The sequence below is a fragment of the Erysipelatoclostridium sp. MSK.7.34 genome, assembly GCF_019041935.1.
GTDB classification, from domain to species: domain Bacteria; phylum Bacillota_I; class Bacilli_A; order Erysipelotrichales; family Coprobacillaceae; genus Thomasclavelia; species Thomasclavelia ramosa.
Genome location: NZ_JAHPYJ010000001.1, coordinates 102,411 through 119,888, shown reverse-complemented (window position 1 = coordinate 119,888; position 17,478 = coordinate 102,411). Strand labels below are relative to the sequence as shown.

Sequence of the window (17,478 nt, the reverse complement as noted above, 5' to 3'; positions counted from 1 at the left end):
AAGGTGATTAGATGAATGAAAAGGGGAAAGCTGCTCATAGTAACTATGTACGAAGTGTGTATTTACAAATTGTAGCTTTAGCATTAATTATGCATCTAATCTATTTATGTATTTTCTATTTATTAAACTTTAATTTTTTAGTAGTTTACAATCTGTTTAGTGTTATTTTTTATGGAATCATGCTGGTAATAATAAATAAAGGCTATTATCGAACTGCAGTATTATCGGTACATCTTGAGGTTATCACATTTGTTGGAATTACAGTTTTTACACTTGGATGGGAAAGTGGTTTTCCCTTGTACTTATTAGCAATGGTATCGCTAGTATATTTTTGGCCATTTAAAAATTCAAGATGGGCTTATTTATGTGCAATTATTGAAGTGTTTGTTTATATTATTATTAGAATAATCAGTTCAACCCAAGATGCTCCAATATATATAATTTCTGATAAAAATATTATTTTAACTCTTTCAATATTTAATGCAGTTTGTTGTTTTATTGTTATGATATACAGTGTTTTTATTTCTGATGTTTCTTCAAAAGCAATAGATAAATTAAATGAAAATTTACAAGAAATAGCTGATAATGATCAGTTAACAGGACTTAGAACACGTCATTATCTATTTGATAGTTTAAATTCATCTCCTAATTTAGATTGTAATATTGTAATAGGCGACATTGATGATTATAAGATTATTAACGATACTTATGGTCATTTATGTGGTGATTATGTATTACATAGTTTAGCAAATTTGATGAAAGATAAGATACCTGATGATATTGATATATGTCGTTGGGGTGGTGAAGAGTTTGTTTTCTTATGTTTTAATACAAATAAAGAAGAACTTACTTATGTAATTGAACGTTTTAATAATCTCTTAAGGCAGCACTCTTTCATTTATGAGGGTAATGTTATTAAGATAACGATGACTTTTGGAATTTCAGATACGATGAAAGCAAAGCATTTAAATACTATGATAAAGTGTGCTGATGATCGTTTATATAAAGGAAAACGTTGTGGAAAAGATCAGATAATTGTAGATGATAAAAAGTAAAGAAGTGTGATTAGCGCTAGTTATGGCAAATCGCTTGACTTCTTTACTTTTTATCTTTATTAATTATTTTATTAGTAAAATATGTAATTAACATAATAATAATAACCATCCAGATGGTCCAGGCAAAAATACTGACCATATCAATTTGTGCTCTAGCAAAATACAGCTGTTTACCAATTCCTTGATTTGAGGAAACAAAAATTTCAGCCATCACACCGACCTTTAAACTTTGTGGTAGAGCTGTTTCAACGGCTGAGACGATATACCCTTTGATTAAAGGGAGATAAACATGAATTAGATTAAATTTAAATGGATGGTGATAGAGAATCGTAACATCATTTAAATCGTTACTTATGTTTTTAATACCGTTAACAGCATTATTATAAAATACTGGCAAAATCATCAATAAAACAATGATGATCAATGCAGTCAGACTTTTAAACCATACCAATAAAATTAAAATATAGGCAATTTGAGGGATAGTTTGTAAGAATGAGAAAATTGGAGCTAAGTATTCATTAACACTTTTAAACAAGCCACTAAAAACGCCTAAGATGGTCCCAACTATTAAAGCTAAAAAGAAACTTAAAGCAACACGTGATAAAGTTGCTCCAATTGCGATATAGAAGGATTGACTAGTTGCTAGGTTGAACATTTGGTTAAAGACTACAAGTGGTAAAGGCAAGATTACTGCTTTATCAATTGATAAAGCAAAACCTTGCCATAAACCAATAATTAATATTAAAGTAATTATTTTACGTCTCATGAACTTAACATATTTTTATTATAATCAATGTTAAATAATTTTAAGAAGTCTTTAATTTGTTCAGAACATTCACTAGCTTTTTTATAATGGACATTTTGACGATCGATAGATTTAACTGTAATTTCAACACTTGGCAAACTCAATGTCTCGATACCAATTTTTTCTAGATAGTCTTTTAATCCATTGTAATCATTATTAGTGAACTGATCGATTGCTTCAAATAGTTCATCATAGTTGTTATTTTCTTTAACAAAGATAGCGGCTTGAGGATAACCATCTTTACCGTATTCTTTTTGTAAATCAGCAATAATTGAAAGTTCAATTCCTGCTTGTTTAGCTTTAGCAATCGTTGCACTTGCAAGTGGTTCAGCTAACATTCCAACTTGAATGTTGCCCGATAATAATTGTTGTTGTACTAATGTTGCTGATTGATAGTACTTAGGAGTCAATGAAGTATTAATTTTTACAGTATCAACGATTTTTTGAGGAACTGCACCTTCACCGAATAAACCCAGTTCGCCAGTCTGATTTAATGCTTCGTTACTAGTTCCAATATAGTATAAATTACCCCAGGTAATAACCCCTTGAATACGATAATCGGTTTGTTCGCTAGCAATCAATTTAGCACCTAAATTAATTGGGGCAACAATAATATCGTAATCACTGCTATTTTTTGATAATTCAGCAACAAGCTGATCGCTACCATCAACAAAATCTATTTTTCCTTTTTTACTGATATTTTCATACTCACTGACAAAGGCAAGTGACGGAGCTCCCGCAGGACATAGTATTTTAACTGTATTGGATTTATCTTTAGTTTCTGTATTTGAACACCCAATCATCGTGAATATCATCATTAAACATAATAAATATTTAATTATTTTCTTCATATATTCCCCCCTAACGATAATTATTTAAACCGTTCTTTTCTTGTATAATGTGTGTGTAATAAATGATGTGCTTTTTCGCTGTTTGGTTCACCTAAGAAATCAGCATATAATTTTTGAATTTGTGAATTCTTATGGGATTTTCTAACAGGTAATGCTAAGTCTTCATCATACAACGCTTTAGCACGAGCTTGTTTCCAGTCAAAACCGCTATTACGAGTTAAAGCATTAACATATGATTGACCACCACCGTTAACACATCCGCCAGGACATCCCATGATTTCAATGAAATGATATTTAGATGTACCGTTTTTAATTTCTTCGAGTAAAGGTTTAGCTAGAACCATACTATGGGCAACTGCAACATTTACTGTCATATCACCAATTTTTAAACTAGCTTCTTTGACTCCTTCTTCACCACGAACTGCATGATAGTCTAAATTAGTTAAGTCTTCTTTTGTTAAAACATCAGTTACAGTTCTTAAGGCAGCTTCCATTACACCACCACTGGCACCAAAGATAACTCCGGCACCTGTGTATTCACCGAACATGTCTTGATCAAAATCTTCGTCTTTCAAATCACGGAAATTAATCCCAAACATTTTAATTAATTTACCTAACTCTCTAGTTGTTAATACCGCATCAACATCTTTTAAACCATCAGTTAAGTTTTCTTCACGTTCTTTTTCACCTTTTTTAGCAACACAAGGCATAATAGAAACAACATAGATATCTTTTGGATCAAGGTTATTTTCTTTTGCATAATAAGATTTAATCATTGAACCTAGCATCATATGTGGTGATTTACAACTTGATAAATGATCTAATAATTCAGGATATTCGTGTTCAATATAGTTTACCCATCCAGGACTACAAGATGTAATCATTGGTAAAACTCCATCATTGCTGATACGATGGATAAACTCGTATCCTTCTTCCATTATGGTCAAATCTGCACCAAAATTTGTGTCATATACTCTATCAAAGCCCATTAATTTTAAGGCATGGACCATTTTACCAGTTACTCTAGTTCCTATTGGCATTCCAAATTCTTCGCCTAAACTGGCTCTAACTGCTGGTGCAGTTTGCACTACAACATGTTTACTGTCGTCATTTAAAGCCGCAATAACATTATGGACTTCTTCTTTTTCTTGTAACGCTCCAACTGGACAAACATTGATACATTGTCCACATTGCATACAGTTGACATCATTCATACTCTTATCATAAACTGGACCAACTTTAGTTTTGAAACCACGATTCATAAAGCCTAGGATTCCTAAACCTTGGGTTTTAGCACATGTTTCAACGCAGCGGCCGCAAAGGACACACTTTGAAGTATTACGAACGATTCCAGGCGAAACTTCATCAAAGGTAGGAGCTGTTTTTTCGCCAGCAAAAGCATCTTCGCGGACTCCTAATTCTTGACAAAGTCGTTGTAATTCGCAGTTTGTATTACGGATACAAGATAGACAATCTTTAGAGTGGTTAGAAACAATTAATTCTACGACTCGGCGTCTTGCATCTAAAGCTCGTTGAGAATTAGTTTTAACTACTAGTCCTTCTCTAACAGGATAAACACAGGCAGCGCATAATGTTTTTGCACCTTCGATTTCAACTTGGCAAACACGGCAAGCACCTGTTCCTGTAACATCTTTTAAATAACATAAAGTAGGGATATGGATTCCGTTATTTTTGGCTGCTTCCAAGACTGTTTGGCCTTCATATGCCTCTACCTCACGGTTGTTGATAGTCATTTTTATTTTCGACATTCCTTACACCTACTTTCTTTCAATTACATTAAAGTGGCATGCTTTAATACATTGACCACATTTAATACATTTTTCTTGATCGATAACATATGGAACTTTTCCAAGTTCACCACTGATTGCTCCAACTGGACATTGTTTAGCACAAAGACCACACTTACGACATTTATCTTCATCGATTTCATATTGTAATAATTCTTTACATACCCCAGCAGGACATTTTTTATCAACGATATGTGCAATATATTCATCTCTAAATTGATGGATCGTAGAAAGTACAGGGTTAGGAGCAGTTTGACCTAAGCCGCATAGAGCAGTATCTTGAATTGTTGAAGCTAGTAATTCAAGTTCATCTAAAGTTTCCATTGTTCCTTTACCGTCACAAATTTGTTCAAGCAATTCTAGCATTCGTTTGGTTCCTACACGGCAAGGAGTGCATTTACCACATGATTCATCAACAATAAAATCCATATAGAAGCGGGCTACATCGACCATACAGTTGTCTTCGTCGAGAACGATCATTCCACCTGATCCCATCATTGAGCCAAGTTTTACTAATTCATCAAAACCAATTGGTGTATCTAGTTGTTCTTCAGTCAAACAGCCACCTGATGGACCACCTGTTTGAACTGCTTTAAAGCGTTTGTGATTTGGGCAGCCACCACCAATTTCATAAATTACTTCACGTAAAGTAGTTCCCATTGGAACTTCAACTAATCCAGTATTAACAATTTTTCCTCCAAGGGCAAATACTTTTGTACCAGGTGATGTTTCAGTACCAATGCTCCTAAACCATTCAGCACCATGTTGAATAATTTGAGCAATATTGGCATATGTTTCAACGTTGTTAATAATAGTTGGTTTTCCCCAGACCCCTTTATGGGCAGGAAATGGTGGTTTCGGATTAGGCATTCCCCGTTCACCTTCAATTGATTGAATCAAAGCTGTTTCTTCACCACAAACGAAGGCTCCAGCTCCTAAACGTAGTTCTAAATCAAAATCAAAACCACTCTCAAAAATATTTTTACCGATTAGTCCTAGCTCACGTGCTTGCTCTAAAGCTGTATTTAAACGTTCTACGGCAATAGGATATTCAGCTCGAATATAAATATATCCATGGTTAGCACCAATTGCATAAGCGGCAATAGCCATTGCTTCAATAACACTGTGGGGATTTCCCTCAAGAATTGAACGATCCATAAATGCTCCAGGATCACCTTCATCAGCGTTACAAATAACATATTTTTCTTTACCAGGTTCATTTAAAGCAAATTGCCATTTAACTCCAGCAGGGAATCCACCACCTCCACGGCCGCGTAATCCACTAGCTTTAATTACATCTACGACTTCTTGTGGAGTCATTTCGCTAACTACTTTAGCTAAGGCAAAGTAGCCATCTTTCCCGATATATTCATTAATGTTTTCTGGGTCAATTACACCACAATTATGAAGGGCGATTCTTTTTTGTTTATTATAGAATTTAGTATCATTTATATCATGAATCTCTTTTGTTTCTTCATCAGATTCATTTAACATTAAACGATGAACTGGACGACCTTTATAGAAGTGTTCCATAACGATTTCTTTAACATCAGAAACCTGAACAGTTTTATAAATGATATTATCTGGATAGATAGAAATATTTGGACCAACTCCACATAATCCTAAACAACCAGTTCTTAAAACTTCAACTTCTTTTTCAAGCCCAAGAGCTTTGATTTCTTTTTCGAATTCCGTGATTAGCTCACCTGAATTACCGATTGTACAACCAGTTCCAGCACAAACTAACACTTGGGTTCTTTTTGTTGGCATCTTACAACCTCCTATTTCTTATAATGTCCGACAGTATACTCGTCGATTATTTCATCATGTTTTAAGTGTTTTTCAGCAATTTCTTTAGCTTTAGCAGAGTCTACTAATACATATGTTGTTTTATTGTCATCGCGATCAAACACTTCTACGATTGGTTCTAGAGTGCACATTCCAATACATCCAGTTTGTAATACTGTTGCAGGTAATTTTTCTTGGGCAACAGTTTCTACTAAAGTGTTTAAAACAGGACGCGCTCCTGCTGCAATCCCGCAAGTTGCCATTCCTACGACAACCCGATATTTTTGTTGTTCATCTGTCCGCATTGACATGTTGCTTTGAGCAGCATCACGAAGTTTTTTTAAATCTTCTAAGGATTTCATAGTTGCAATCCCTCCTTTATATATTCTTTTAACCAGACAATTATCTCTGGTTGATTAATTGGAACACCCTCAAGAATTTTTTTAATTTCTTGAGTGTCTAAAATAAATTCTAATTTATCACTTGTATATTTAAATAAATAATTAATTTTTTCATCAGCTTGAATTAAAGTAATAATTGTTTCAACAATATTTCCCATTGGTGGCGTATCCAAATGATTTTTAATAAATTCACCAGTTACATGAGTACCTTTTCCAACTTCGGATTCGATTTTAAAGGTTCCTCCAGTAGCTTCAATGTTTTCCTTAAACATTGGGACTCCAAGACCGACTTTTCTAGTGGCTCTTGTTGTATAGAATGGATCAATAACATTTTTTACAGTTGTTTTGTCCATCCCAATGCCATTATCAATAATTTGGATATTAATAATATTTAATTTACTGCTATCGTGAATAATGATCTTGATCAAATTAGCCTGAGCTTTTATTGAGTTATAAGCAATATCGAGAATATTCATTGCGATTTCCTGCATTATATTTTCCTCCACAGTTGATAAAAATCATCTTTATTAATTTGATTGACTGGTTCATTGATAGCTTCTAAATTATGAGCATCGCTGTTATAAAAGACATGTTCACAACGCACAGAAGGGCATCTTTTTTTTAGTTCTTTTAATTCCCTTAAATTACCAACTTCAATACCATCATAAGCTAAATCATCGGGAATTCCTTGATATATCTCATAGATTCCAAATTTTTTAGCTAATACATGAGCTAAAACAGCTATTCCATTAAAAGAATGGATTGTCTCAATGATTTGATATATATCTAGATCAAGGGAACTGATCAATAAATTGTCTTCATGATCGATAATTTCATCATTGACATTAAAGATATATTGATTGCCATAATAATCGGGATTATTTGGAACTTTTATTAAATAACTGTCGATCCATGCTTGAATCGATTTTAAATCGGTGTCTTTTAAAAAGTAGGCGAGAATATGAATCTCTTCTTTACTCTGTAATTCAACACCATGGATATAATCAATCTTGCCTTTTAAGATTTCATGATTGATGATTTCTTCTAAGTAGTTTTGTTGTTTTAAAGAATTATGATCAGTAATTGCAATTAATTCCAGACCTTTAATATAAGACATATTAAAAATGTTATTGATTGTCATAGTATCATCGCCACAAGGAGAGAGAGCTGAATGAATATGCAGATCGTAATACATTTTAAAGACCTAAAGAAATTAATTGTTTACAAAGATGATAAGCATCAAGCTGACTAATAAATAACGGAATTTCTAATTCGTCAGCTTTAGCGATGGTATCTCCATCCGGAAAACTATTTTGGACAAAGATAATTCCAGCAAAATCATTTAATTCAGCTACTGCTACAACATTTAAATGTTTTTGGACAGTCAACCATAAAGCACCTTCCTTACCATTTGCCATAACAAAACTTAACAAATCTCCAATATATACATTCTCAACAATATTAGTCAAAGGTGCTTTGTTTATTTGTTTGATTTCTAGTTGAAGTATTTCTTTGATATTCATACCATCACCTTCTTTTTACTCGACATAATGAATCATCAACCTCACCACTAGCAATTCGTGAAGCTAGACCGCGACAATTTGCGAATCCACAGCTGCCACAATCATATTGAGGTAAAGTTTCTAAAATAGCATTTACTTTATTAAACCAAGCTAAGCGTTCTTTGAAATTCTTTTCATTACCACTTGTTATTTCATGTGCTTTGATATAATCTTTTTTATCTAACGAAGCTAAATTACCATTACAATCATCGATCATGCTTTCAATATTAAAGCAGCCTTCAAAAGGATTAGACCATAAATAATAGCCGCCGATACATCCTTGGAAACAAGCAAATAATGCCATTAAATCTACATGTTTTAGTTGATCAAATTCAATTAAATCCAAGGCTTTTCTAATTTGTGATAATCCTTCAACACTGATTGCTGAAAGTCTTTTATCTCCATAAAGATCACCAACAATACTTTTTACTCCATATTCATTGATTTCAAGTTCTTCTTGTGAATCATTTTTAAATTGATTTATCCGTGGAAACATTTGTGAAACACTTAAGGCATAATCGATATTTGAATCTTCATTACCAAAAGGTTGTTTAGCAAGTGTTAATTTTCCAACACACTCACATAAAGAATAGATAGCAATATCTTTCTGTGCGTATTTTTGCCGTAATTTTTTAGCAGCAATCTCAACAGGATAATCATATGGTAGTAAATGATCGATCAAAGTAGGGTAATCATTAATAATCAGTTTATTAATTGTCGGGCAAAATGATGTTAACATTACTTCTTCACCATTTTTACTATCTTTTAAACCCTGTTTATATAAAAGTCCTTCAATATCACTATATTGAACTACTTCATCAAATCCAAACTCCTTGATTGCATGAGCAATATTTTTTATCTCATCATATGTTTTTAAATCAGATAAGATTGCAGTAGGAATCAATGCAATATTGTAATCATGTTTTTTTAAGGTGCTTTCAAGATCGATATTTTTAATTCTTAATACTTTCTGGTCACATGCCTGAATACAAATGTCGCAATTAATACACTTATCTTCATCGATAATTACTTGTTCATTGACAATTGAAATGGCATCCATAGGACATGATTTAACACATTTAATGCAGTTTTTACAACCACTGCCTAAATAACTAATAACTTGCTTCATTAAAATGTCATCTTGATGTGGGTTCCCTCATTTGAAGAAGTAATTTCAAAGGTAGAAGCCACACTTTTCATGTTGTAAAGACCCATTCCGGCACCAAAACCTAATTCCCGTGCTTTGGGTGAGGCCGTTGAATAACCGGGTGTTTGAGCAAGGTTTAAATCTTCAATCCCAGGACCAATGTCATCAAAAGCTAAATGAACAATACCGTCATCATCAATTTCAAAAGTAACTGTTCCTCCATCGGAATGAATTGCAATATTGATCTCAGCTTCATAGCAAGCAATCGCTACTGCTTTTAGAATTTTTCGGTCAATTCCTAGGGCTTTTAGAGTCCTTTTGATATCACTTGATGCTTTCCCGGCATCTTGATAATTATCTTTTTCTACTTGATAAGTTTTAATCATCGTCGCATTCCTGCCTCGTATAGCTTGCCGCAAGCTTCAAACATTGTTTCATCAGTTTGGAAGAGATTAATATGAAGATTTTTAGCCATATCAACAATTGTCATGTCTAGTGGCTTTCCTCTAACAAATAAAATTGTATCAATATCTAAAACTTCTGCTGTCCTTAAAGATTGTACGTTGGCTAGACCAGTAATAAATAATACTTCTTCGGTTTCGTTTTTCAATAATGCTAGAGCATCTGACATTAAATCAGAAGAGAAGCCCTTTTTATAGTCTTTTTGATAGATTGCTTGATCATCAATATATATTTCCTTCGCTTTTAGTATATCGACAATCTCTTTAACTAACATGGGGCTTCTTCTTTCAAATAATCTAAGACAAGCATTTTTAAATCTTCTAATTGTTTAGTACATCCAAAAACAATTCCGTCAACACTGACAACTGGCGCAAGACCACAGGCACCAACGCAGCGTGTTGCATCAATTGAAAATAGTCCATCAGGACTAGTAGAATTTACTTCGCATCCCGTCATTTCACAAAGTAAGTCTAGAATAGTTTGGGAACCATTAACATAACAAGCTGTTCCTAAACATACGGCGATAACATGTTTACCTTTAGGTTCAGTTGTAAATTGAGAATAGAAAGTGACTACACCGTATACTTTAGATACTGGAACACCAATTGTTTCAGAAATTTTTTCCATTGCTTCAAAAGGAATATAGCCTAATTCGTTTTGAATCTCGTGAAGCATAAGTTTCATTGGACCTTTTTCATCTTTGTGCTTAGCAACGATTTCGTCAATTTTATCCAAATATTCTTGTTTCAACTTTTTCATTTTTACACCTCTTTCTTTTTTATCATTTGATTTAATTATAACATAAGTTGAAAGCGCTTTAAATACAATTAAGTCAAAAGTACCATATATTTGTAAGTTATAGCGATAGATAAAAAAATATATATTTGATAAATATGTTAGAATATAAACACAATTTATCTTTTCTATGTTAAAATAATCACTAAGGAGATATTGGGATGAATCTATTACATTTAAAATACGTGATTGAAGTTGCAAAAGCCGGCTCAATTAGTAAAGCTGCCAGCAATTTATATATGAATCAGCCGCATTTAAGTAAAACAATTAAAGATCTGGAAGAAAATATGCAGATAATTATTTTTGAACGAACTTCAAAAGGAGTTATTCCAACAAAAAAAGGTGCTGAATTTATTGAACGAGCTAAAAGTATCATTATGCAGGTAGAAGAGATGGAAGCCATGTATCAAGGATATGATGATAAGTCTGTTCATTTAGATATATGTGTACCGCGGGCTAGTTATGTCGCTAATGCGTTTACTAATTATTTATCGATGATTAATTTTCATGATAAAAATATTAAGGTTAATTATCGCGAAACGAATTCTTTTGATACAATCAAGGATGTTTATGAAGGAGAAGCAAATATTGGAATAATTCGCTTTCCTATTGATGAAGAGAGTTATTTTCTCCATTTACTAGAAACAAAGGAACTAAATTTTGAAAAACTATATCAATTTAATTATCAATTATTATTTTCAAATGAAAATCCGCTATCATTTAAAGAGATTATTTATCTATCTGATCTAGAAACCCAAATAGAAATTACACATGGGGATACAGCTTTACCATCATTACCGATCGTAGCAACCAATCGTAATGATGAAACACGTCATAGTAAAAAAGAAATTTCGGTATATGAACGGGCTAGTCAATTTGAGTTATTAAATCATCTACCTCATACTTTTATGTGGGTGTCACCGATTCCTCAAGAAGTTTTAAGACGTTTTAATTTAGTTACTAAGGAGTGTCAAGAAAATAAAATGAGTTATCAAGATCTGTTGATTACGAGAAAAGGATATCGTTTGTCGAAAGAAGATGAGGGCTTTATTAGAGCAATCAAGTGTAGTATTAAAGAAATTAATATCTAGGTATACATAAAAAGGGATAGGGCTATTCCTTTTTTGTCTCTTCATAACTAAATATGTAAGCGCTATAATTTGGTTATGGAGGTGGTCTGATGCAAAGATTTACATTACCTAGAGATTTGTATCACGGAAAAGGTTCGTTAGAAGCTTTAAAATCTTTAGAAGGAAAAAAAGCGATTATTTGTGTCGGTGGCGGAAGTATGAAAAGAAATGGTTTTCTTGATCGTGCTATCGCTTATTTAGAAGAAGCTGGAATGCAAGTAAAACTATTTGAAGGGATTGAACCTGATCCATCTGTGGAAACAGTGATGAAAGGTGCTGCAGTCATGGAAGAGTTCCAACCTGATTGGATCGTAGCTATGGGTGGTGGTTCACCAATCGATGCTGCTAAAGCAATGTGGATTAAGTATGAATATCCGGAAATTACATTTGAAGAAATGTGTAAAGTTTTTGGTATTCCTAAACTAAGAAAAAAAGCACATTTTTGTGCAATTCCATCAACTAGTGGAACTGCTACAGAAGTAACAGCATTCTCAATCATTACAGATTATGAAAAAGGAATTAAATATCCAATTGCTGATTTTGAAATTACACCAGATGTAGCAATTGTTGATCCTGATTTAGCTGAAACAATGCCAATTAAGCTAGTTGCGCATACCGGTATGGATGCGATGACGCATGCGATTGAGGCATATGTTTCAACTGCGAATTGTAATTACACTGATCCATTAGCGATTCATGCCATTGAAATGATTCAAGCTAATTTAGTTAAATCATACAATGGAGATATGGGTGCTCGTGACGATATGCATGATGCCCAATGTTTAGCAGGACAAGCATTCTCTAATGCGCTATTAGGAATCGTGCATTCAATGGCACATAAAACTGGTGCAGCTTTTGTTGATCAAGGTGGTCACATTATTCATGGGGCAGCAAATGCAATGTACTTGCCAAAAGTTATTGCCTTTAATGCAAAAGATGAAACAGCTAAAAAACGTTATGGTGTAATTGCTGATTATATGCATTTAGGTGGAAATAGTGATGATGAAAAAGTAGCTTTATTAATTGCATACTTACGCAAAATGAATGATGAATTAAATATTCCACATTCAATCAATCATTATGGAGCTGATGGATTACCAGCAGATACTGGTTTTGTTAGCGAAGATGTATTCTTGGCACGAGTTGATAATATTGCAGCACTAGCAATTGAAGATGCTTGTACAGGTTCTAATCCAAGAATTCCAACTCAAGAAGAAATGGTTGAGTTGTTAAAAGCTTGCTATTATGACAGCGAAGTAGATTTTTAAAAAATAAAAACTTTTTAGCGATTTAGACAAGGAAGCAAGGGCCTTGTCTTTTCTTTTGTTTTATCAAAAGAATATACTATAATTAGTTGAATAAAGAGACTTATTTGTAGTAGAATAACCGTTAGTTAAGAAAAAATCATTGTGAGTACAGTGATAAAAGTAAAGCAGGTGAATGAAATGAGTCTTTATGTAACGAGACACGGACAGACAAATTATAATGTTAATGATTTAGTTTGCGGAATTAGTCCAGCCGCTTTGACAACAGATGGAATTGAACAAGCCAAAGAATTGGGTCGACAATTAAAATCAATTAAATATGATTTTTTATATGTATCACCGTTACAACGTGCTATTGATACTGCTGACTATGCTAATGTAGAAGGTTTAGAAGTGATTATTGAACCGAGAATCAGTGAAATTAATTTTGGTATCTATGAGGGGGTACATCGTGATGATCCTGGTTTTATTGCTAATAAACATAATTTAGCAATACGGTATCCTAATGGTGAATCGTTTATTGAATTATGCAAGCGGGTCTATGAATTTCTTGATGAAATCAAAGAACAGGCAACCAAAAGTAATGTTTTATTAGTGTGTCATGGTGCTGTTTGTCGGGCAATTAATACGTATTTTAATGAGATGAGCAACGATGATATTTTTTATTATCAAACGGAAAATTGCCAATTGCTTAAATATGATTATTTATCTAGATAATTGCTTAACTCATCATGGTCAACAATAATGATTTTACGATAGGCTAGGTCGATCCAGCCCTTTTGATAAAAATCATTGAGAATTTTAGTAACAGTAACGCGATTAAGTCCTGTTAAAGAGGCTATTTCTTCATGTGTGTATGAGATAGTCTTTTTCTTTTGTTCTAATAAAAAAGCAGCAATTTTTTCATGGCGGTTATAAAAATATGCTTTTTTTACTTGGTTAGTAAGATGATCATTAGTTGAAGATAAGAGCTGCATGATTGCTATAGTTAGTTCTTTTGATTCTAAAATGGCAGGATACAAATTTTCAAGATTACAAGAGATCAATTTAACTTCATCAATAGCACTAACACAAACTGGTCTTGAAGTGTTTAATAAAAATGAAGATTCGCCAAAGATTCTTCCTTTATCGATGATATCTAAAGTGATTTCTTGTCCGTCTTTTGAAATTAAATAAACACGAACACGTCCTTTTAAAATCAAATAAAGATTGTTGCTTGAATCTTCTTGCATATAGATAATATCGTTGGGCTGATATTTGATCAATGTACCTGTATTTTTAAAGTAATTAAAGAGATTTTCTGCTATTTTCATATTTTTTCCACCTTTTTTCTTAATTGTAGCATATGTTACATTCTTTGGTAAATAATTATGCTATCTTATACCCCGAGGTGATAATATGAAAGGAAAATTATTAAGAATCGGAACTATTATATTAGGAAATGTTTTTGTAGCTTTTGCGGTAAGTACTCTGGTTTTAGAAAATCAATTAATTTCTGGAGGAGTAACTGGTCTAGGAATCGTTACTAATCATTATACTGGGATAAATATTTCACTTATCGTAGGAATCATTAATGTTTTATTATTTTTATTAGGATTATTCTTTATTGGTAAAAAATTTGCTTTATCTACACTTATATCAACATTTGCTTTTCCTGTTTTGCTAGAATTTTTCAATACCAATGCAATTTTCCATAATTATTGTCAAGATACTTTATTAGCAGTCGTTTTAGCAGGCTGCTTAGTTGGAATTGGGGTAGGATTAATGATCCGTTCAGATGCATCATCTGGAGGTATGGATATTATTGCGATTATCTTGAATAGAAAATTAGGAATTCCAGTATTCATTATGGTTAACGTATTTGATTTTATTATCTTATGTATGCAAGCAACCTTCAGTAATCCAACTAAAATCTTATACAGTATTGTTCTTGTTTTTGTAACATCATTTATGTTGAATAAAACTTTAACAAAAGGTTCTAAGATGGTTCAATTAGTAGTAATTAGCGATTGCCATGAAATGATCAAAAAAATGATTATTGAAGAAGCGGATGCTGGGGTAACTTCTTTATATAGTCAAAAAGGTTTTAATGAGACTGACACTAAAACCTTATTAACAATTATTCCACCGGTTAAATTAACCAAAATCAAAGAACAGATTAAATTAATTGATCCTGTTGCATTTATGGTAGTAGCAACGGTTGATGAAGTTAGTGGCCGAGGATATACATTAGAACGGCATCATTAGTGATATTTCTTTGAGAATATGGTAAATATTGCCATTTCCTGCAAAACGATTAAGATCTTTAAAATCATCAGTTAGCTTGATCCAGGCTAACTGATTTTCTTCACCGTGAATATCAACATTGGTTGAAAGGGTACCAATATATGTTTCTAGAAGAGTATCATCAAGGTAATAGGTAAAATCCATAAAATGGATCAGTTCAATATCTGTTTTAGATATATTAGTTTCCTCGGCTAATTCACGATATGCTGCCTGAAGATGATCTTCATTTGGCTCGATTTTTCCTCCGACAAAATTATAAATTCCTTTAAAAGGAGCTTTTTTTCTTTTACACATTAATACTTTTGATTTATTTTGATTAAATACGACAATTATGTTTACATTTCTTTTCATTTCATTTTTCCTCTGCGTATATTCTATCATATTAATAAAATCTTAAGAATATATTTAATGTAATTTAGTTAAGATAGTGCTATAATGCACTAGTATAATTGGTGGAGGAGAGTATGGAAATTATTGAATTAATTAAAGTTATTATTTTAGGAATTGTTGAAGGTATTACTGAATGGCTACCAATTAGTAGTACTGGACATATGATTCTAGTTGATGAATTTATTAAATTAAATGTTAGTGCTGATTTTTTAGAAATGTTTCTAGTTGTAATTCAGCTAGGAGCAATTTTGGCAGTAGTTGTACTTTATTGGAAAAAGTTGATACCTTTTGATTATAAAAATAGATGGAGAATAAAGAAGGATACTTTTTCAATGTGGTTTAAAATTATTTTTGCATGCCTTCCAGCAGCTGTAGTAGGTCTTTTGTTTGATGATCAATTAAATGAGTTGTTTTACAATCCTTTGACAGTTGCAATTGCATTGATTGTTTTTGGGGTTCTGTTTATTTTCATTGAAAATTACAACAAAGGTAAAGAAACAAAAATCAATTCATTAAGTGAAATTACTTATAATACAGCCTTGATCATTGGAATCTTTCAATTGATTGCTGCGGTATTTCCTGGTACATCACGCTCAGGAGCAACGATCGTTGGGGCTTTATTGATTGGAGTTAGTCGAACTGTTGCAGCAGAATTCACTTTCTTTTTAGCAATTCCAGTAATGTTTGGAGCCAGTTTATTGAAATTAGTTAAATTTGGTTTTGCTTTTACAACAGCAGAATTGTTATTATTAGTGATTGGAATGCTAGTAGCTTTTGTGGTCAGTATGTTAACGATCAAATTTTTAATGAGCTATATTAAAAAACATGATTTCAAAGCATTTGGCTGGTATCGAATCATTTTAGGAATTATTGTTTTAATATATTTTATGGTATTTTAAAAGCTGAAGGATTGTAGCTATGTTACAACTTTTCAGTTTTTTTATAGGTGAAAATTTATTATCAAGCAAAGTAAAAGAGTATAAGTTTACTATTTTAACTTATACTTTTTGAATTCTATATTTTTCTATTATTTTAATGTATATTATTTCTTCTTTTTCCAACCATGTCTATTACTGTCATTTTTAATACAGTTGTAACCCTCATCATATCGGTATTAAATTTAAAATCTTCGGCATGATATTGTCGCATTAGAATCTTTAATGATTCATATTTATTCTCGTCGGGAACAGTTTCAATAACACCATGACCAATAACACTTTCATATCCCATTGTGCAGCTCATTCTTTCTTCATAAAGAATAAAATTGTGATCACAATCCATTTCAAATGTTACACGGTTATCTTTCGCAATCAAGTCTAATTTTTTTCCTTCCATGGCACAATGAAAATATAAATATACTTCTTTTCCCTGGATATCCAATCCAAAGTTGAGTGGAACAATATAGGGAAAATCTTTATCATTTAAGGCAATTCTACAAACATCACATTTTTTAATAATGTTAATGATTTCATTAAAATCTGTAATCTCTCTATCTTTTCTTCTCATAATATTCTCCTTATCAAAATCATATTTGTCTGTTTAATTTTATGTTATAGTATGATATTTATTGAATGGGTCTTTTTTCTAGATTTGAAAATATATTTATTATTTTGAATAAAATAAAAACCGCTCTAGAAAGCGGTTTATAGACTTCATGGCATCCTCAGTAGGAATCGAACCTACAACTTAACCTCCGGAGGGTTACGTGATATCCATTTCACTATGAGGACAGT

21 protein-coding genes and 1 tRNA gene are annotated in these 17,478 nt (G+C 32.3%); 6 read left to right on the top strand and 16 right to left on the bottom strand.

Annotated features, from left to right (window positions below):
• The first annotated feature begins 11 nt into the window (after nucleotides 1-11).
• Nucleotides 12-1,055: a GGDEF domain-containing protein gene (locus KTF99_RS00615; RefSeq protein WP_217215395.1), complete on the top strand. Its 1,044-nt coding sequence runs from the start codon at nucleotides 12-14 to the stop codon at nucleotides 1,053-1,055.
• A 43-nt stretch (nucleotides 1,056-1,098) separates the two neighbouring features.
• Here KTF99_RS00615 and KTF99_RS00610 read toward each other — a convergent pair whose 3' ends face one another.
• The 12 genes from KTF99_RS00610 to KTF99_RS00555 are packed head-to-tail and all read right to left on the bottom strand — an operon-like array spanning nucleotide 1,099 to nucleotide 10,638.
• Complete coding sequence (locus KTF99_RS00610; protein ID WP_003536601.1) at nucleotides 1,099-1,821, bottom strand: ABC transporter permease; 723 nt, start codon at nucleotides 1,819-1,821, stop codon at nucleotides 1,099-1,101.
• Nucleotides 1,818-2,711, bottom strand: a complete 894-nt coding sequence (locus KTF99_RS00605; protein WP_003536602.1) for a hypothetical protein — start codon at nucleotides 2,709-2,711, stop codon at nucleotides 1,818-1,820. Before KTF99_RS00605 ends, KTF99_RS00610 begins: the two co-directional genes overlap by 4 nt.
• A 20-nt stretch (nucleotides 2,712-2,731) precedes the next feature.
• Nucleotides 2,732-4,480 carry an NADH-dependent [FeFe] hydrogenase, group A6 gene (locus KTF99_RS00600; protein ID WP_003536603.1) on the bottom strand — a complete coding sequence of 583 codons (1,749 nt, stop codon included), beginning with the start codon at nucleotides 4,478-4,480 and terminating at the stop codon, nucleotides 2,732-2,734.
• A 9-nt stretch (nucleotides 4,481-4,489) separates the two neighbouring features.
• Nucleotides 4,490-6,289 (bottom strand): NADH-quinone oxidoreductase subunit NuoF, encoded by a 1,800-nt coding sequence (locus KTF99_RS00595; RefSeq protein ID WP_003536604.1) that lies wholly within the window; start codon nucleotides 6,287-6,289, stop codon nucleotides 4,490-4,492.
• 11 nt (nucleotides 6,290-6,300) lie between these two features.
• Nucleotides 6,301-6,669: a (2Fe-2S) ferredoxin domain-containing protein gene (locus KTF99_RS00590; protein ID WP_008791438.1), complete on the bottom strand. Its 369-nt coding sequence runs from the start codon at nucleotides 6,667-6,669 to the stop codon at nucleotides 6,301-6,303.
• A complete protein-coding gene (locus KTF99_RS00585; protein ID WP_217215394.1) occupies nucleotides 6,666-7,199 on the bottom strand; it encodes an ATP-binding protein in 534 nt (177 codons plus the stop codon). Before KTF99_RS00585 ends, KTF99_RS00590 begins: the two co-directional genes overlap by 4 nt.
• Nucleotides 7,199-7,903 carry a PHP domain-containing protein gene (locus tag KTF99_RS00580; protein ID WP_029480442.1) on the bottom strand — a complete coding sequence of 235 codons (705 nt, stop codon included), beginning with the start codon at nucleotides 7,901-7,903 and terminating at the stop codon, nucleotides 7,199-7,201. Before KTF99_RS00580 ends, KTF99_RS00585 begins: the two co-directional genes overlap by 1 nt.
• A gap of 1 nt (nucleotide 7,904) precedes the next feature.
• Nucleotides 7,905-8,231 carry a hypothetical protein gene (locus KTF99_RS00575; protein ID WP_003536608.1) on the bottom strand — a complete coding sequence of 109 codons (327 nt, stop codon included), beginning with the start codon at nucleotides 8,229-8,231 and terminating at the stop codon, nucleotides 7,905-7,907.
• A gap of 4 nt (nucleotides 8,232-8,235) precedes the next feature.
• Complete coding sequence (locus KTF99_RS00570) at nucleotides 8,236-9,399, bottom strand: [Fe-Fe] hydrogenase large subunit C-terminal domain-containing protein (RefSeq protein ID WP_003536609.1); 1,164 nt, start codon at nucleotides 9,397-9,399, stop codon at nucleotides 8,236-8,238.
• Nucleotides 9,399-9,803, bottom strand: a complete 405-nt coding sequence (locus tag KTF99_RS00565) for an ATP-binding protein (RefSeq protein ID WP_003536610.1) — start codon at nucleotides 9,801-9,803, stop codon at nucleotides 9,399-9,401. The genes KTF99_RS00570 and KTF99_RS00565 overlap by 1 nt, the downstream gene beginning before the upstream one ends.
• Nucleotides 9,800-10,153, bottom strand: coding sequence for a hypothetical protein (locus tag KTF99_RS00560; RefSeq protein ID WP_003536611.1), 354 nt, complete (start codon nucleotides 10,151-10,153; stop codon nucleotides 9,800-9,802). Before KTF99_RS00560 ends, KTF99_RS00565 begins: the two co-directional genes overlap by 4 nt.
• On the bottom strand, nucleotides 10,147-10,638 hold the full coding sequence (locus KTF99_RS00555; RefSeq protein WP_008791440.1) for an NADH-quinone oxidoreductase subunit NuoE family protein: 492 nt from the start codon (nucleotides 10,636-10,638) through the stop codon (nucleotides 10,147-10,149). The genes KTF99_RS00560 and KTF99_RS00555 overlap by 7 nt, the downstream gene beginning before the upstream one ends.
• 197 nt (nucleotides 10,639-10,835) lie before the next feature.
• Here KTF99_RS00555 and KTF99_RS00550 point away from each other — a divergent pair, with 197 nt between their 5' ends.
• From KTF99_RS00550 to KTF99_RS00540, 3 genes are all read left to right on the top strand, one after another.
• Nucleotides 10,836-11,765, top strand: a complete 930-nt coding sequence (locus KTF99_RS00550; RefSeq protein ID WP_003536613.1) for a LysR family transcriptional regulator — start codon at nucleotides 10,836-10,838, stop codon at nucleotides 11,763-11,765.
• Between the two features lie 89 nt (nucleotides 11,766-11,854).
• Nucleotides 11,855-13,072, top strand: coding sequence for an iron-containing alcohol dehydrogenase (locus tag KTF99_RS00545; protein ID WP_008791441.1), 1,218 nt, complete (start codon nucleotides 11,855-11,857; stop codon nucleotides 13,070-13,072).
• 177 nt (nucleotides 13,073-13,249) lie between these two features.
• On the top strand, nucleotides 13,250-13,786 hold the full coding sequence (locus KTF99_RS00540) for a histidine phosphatase family protein (RefSeq protein WP_009008975.1): 537 nt from the start codon (nucleotides 13,250-13,252) through the stop codon (nucleotides 13,784-13,786).
• Here KTF99_RS00540 and KTF99_RS00535 read toward each other — a convergent pair.
• Nucleotides 13,771-14,382, bottom strand: coding sequence for a Crp/Fnr family transcriptional regulator (locus KTF99_RS00535; RefSeq protein ID WP_008791443.1), 612 nt, complete (start codon nucleotides 14,380-14,382; stop codon nucleotides 13,771-13,773). The two genes, KTF99_RS00540 and KTF99_RS00535, sit on opposite strands and share 16 nt — an antisense overlap.
• A gap of 85 nt (nucleotides 14,383-14,467) precedes the next feature.
• On the opposite strand from KTF99_RS00535, the gene KTF99_RS00530 reads away from it, so the two are divergent.
• Nucleotides 14,468-15,316 carry a YitT family protein gene (locus tag KTF99_RS00530; RefSeq protein ID WP_003536617.1) on the top strand — a complete coding sequence of 283 codons (849 nt, stop codon included), beginning with the start codon at nucleotides 14,468-14,470 and terminating at the stop codon, nucleotides 15,314-15,316.
• On the opposite strand, the gene KTF99_RS00525 is transcribed toward KTF99_RS00530, so the two are convergent.
• Nucleotides 15,299-15,706 (bottom strand): NUDIX hydrolase, encoded by a 408-nt coding sequence (locus KTF99_RS00525; RefSeq protein ID WP_029480438.1) that lies wholly within the window; start codon nucleotides 15,704-15,706, stop codon nucleotides 15,299-15,301. The two genes, KTF99_RS00530 and KTF99_RS00525, sit on opposite strands and share 18 nt — an antisense overlap.
• Nucleotides 15,707-15,819: 113 nt before the next feature.
• Between KTF99_RS00525 and KTF99_RS00520 the strand changes: the two genes are divergently transcribed.
• Nucleotides 15,820-16,644, top strand: a complete 825-nt coding sequence (locus tag KTF99_RS00520) for an undecaprenyl-diphosphate phosphatase (RefSeq protein WP_008791445.1) — start codon at nucleotides 15,820-15,822, stop codon at nucleotides 16,642-16,644.
• Between the two features lie 133 nt (nucleotides 16,645-16,777).
• On the opposite strand, the gene KTF99_RS00515 is transcribed toward KTF99_RS00520, so the two are convergent.
• On the bottom strand, nucleotides 16,778-17,251 hold the full coding sequence (locus KTF99_RS00515; RefSeq protein WP_003536622.1) for a pyridoxamine 5'-phosphate oxidase family protein: 474 nt from the start codon (nucleotides 17,249-17,251) through the stop codon (nucleotides 16,778-16,780).
• Nucleotides 17,252-17,400: 149 nt separating this feature from the next.
• Nucleotides 17,401-17,475 (bottom strand) — tRNA-Arg (locus tag KTF99_RS00510).
• Nucleotides 17,476-17,478: the final 3 nt, after the last annotated feature.

Excerpts from the sequence above, each read along its gene's own strand:
- KTF99_RS00615 (WP_217215395.1), top strand. The coding sequence starts at position 12 with ATGAATGAAAAGGGGAAAGCTGCTCATAGTAACTATGTACGAAGTGTG.
- KTF99_RS00610 (WP_003536601.1), bottom strand. The coding sequence starts at position 1,821 with ATGAGACGTAAAATAATTACTTTAATATTAATTATTGGTTTATGGCAA.
- KTF99_RS00605 (WP_003536602.1), bottom strand. The coding sequence starts at position 2,711 with ATGAAGAAAATAATTAAATATTTATTATGTTTAATGATGATATTCACG.
- KTF99_RS00600 (WP_003536603.1), bottom strand. The coding sequence starts at position 4,480 with ATGTCGAAAATAAAAATGACTATCAACAACCGTGAGGTAGAGGCATAT.
- KTF99_RS00595 (WP_003536604.1), bottom strand. The coding sequence starts at position 6,289 with ATGCCAACAAAAAGAACCCAAGTGTTAGTTTGTGCTGGAACTGGTTGT.
- KTF99_RS00590 (WP_008791438.1), bottom strand. The coding sequence starts at position 6,669 with ATGAAATCCTTAGAAGATTTAAAAAAACTTCGTGATGCTGCTCAAAGC.
- KTF99_RS00585 (WP_217215394.1), bottom strand. The coding sequence starts at position 7,199 with ATGCAGGAAATCGCAATGAATATTCTCGATATTGCTTATAACTCAATA.
- KTF99_RS00580 (WP_029480442.1), bottom strand. The coding sequence starts at position 7,903 with ATGTATTACGATCTGCATATTCATTCAGCTCTCTCTCCTTGTGGCGAT.
- KTF99_RS00575 (WP_003536608.1), bottom strand. The coding sequence starts at position 8,231 with ATGAATATCAAAGAAATACTTCAACTAGAAATCAAACAAATAAACAAA.
- KTF99_RS00570 (WP_003536609.1), bottom strand. The coding sequence starts at position 9,399 with ATGAAGCAAGTTATTAGTTATTTAGGCAGTGGTTGTAAAAACTGCATT.
- KTF99_RS00565 (WP_003536610.1), bottom strand. The coding sequence starts at position 9,803 with ATGATTAAAACTTATCAAGTAGAAAAAGATAATTATCAAGATGCCGGG.
- KTF99_RS00560 (WP_003536611.1), bottom strand. The coding sequence starts at position 10,153 with ATGTTAGTTAAAGAGATTGTCGATATACTAAAAGCGAAGGAAATATAT.
- KTF99_RS00555 (WP_008791440.1), bottom strand. The coding sequence starts at position 10,638 with ATGAAAAAGTTGAAACAAGAATATTTGGATAAAATTGACGAAATCGTT.
- KTF99_RS00550 (WP_003536613.1), top strand. The coding sequence starts at position 10,836 with ATGAATCTATTACATTTAAAATACGTGATTGAAGTTGCAAAAGCCGGC.
- KTF99_RS00545 (WP_008791441.1), top strand. The coding sequence starts at position 11,855 with ATGCAAAGATTTACATTACCTAGAGATTTGTATCACGGAAAAGGTTCG.
- KTF99_RS00540 (WP_009008975.1), top strand. The coding sequence starts at position 13,250 with ATGAGTCTTTATGTAACGAGACACGGACAGACAAATTATAATGTTAAT.
- KTF99_RS00535 (WP_008791443.1), bottom strand. The coding sequence starts at position 14,382 with ATGAAAATAGCAGAAAATCTCTTTAATTACTTTAAAAATACAGGTACA.
- KTF99_RS00530 (WP_003536617.1), top strand. The coding sequence starts at position 14,468 with ATGAAAGGAAAATTATTAAGAATCGGAACTATTATATTAGGAAATGTT.
- KTF99_RS00525 (WP_029480438.1), bottom strand. The coding sequence starts at position 15,706 with ATGAAAAGAAATGTAAACATAATTGTCGTATTTAATCAAAATAAATCA.
- KTF99_RS00520 (WP_008791445.1), top strand. The coding sequence starts at position 15,820 with ATGGAAATTATTGAATTAATTAAAGTTATTATTTTAGGAATTGTTGAA.
- KTF99_RS00515 (WP_003536622.1), bottom strand. The coding sequence starts at position 17,251 with ATGAGAAGAAAAGATAGAGAGATTACAGATTTTAATGAAATCATTAAC.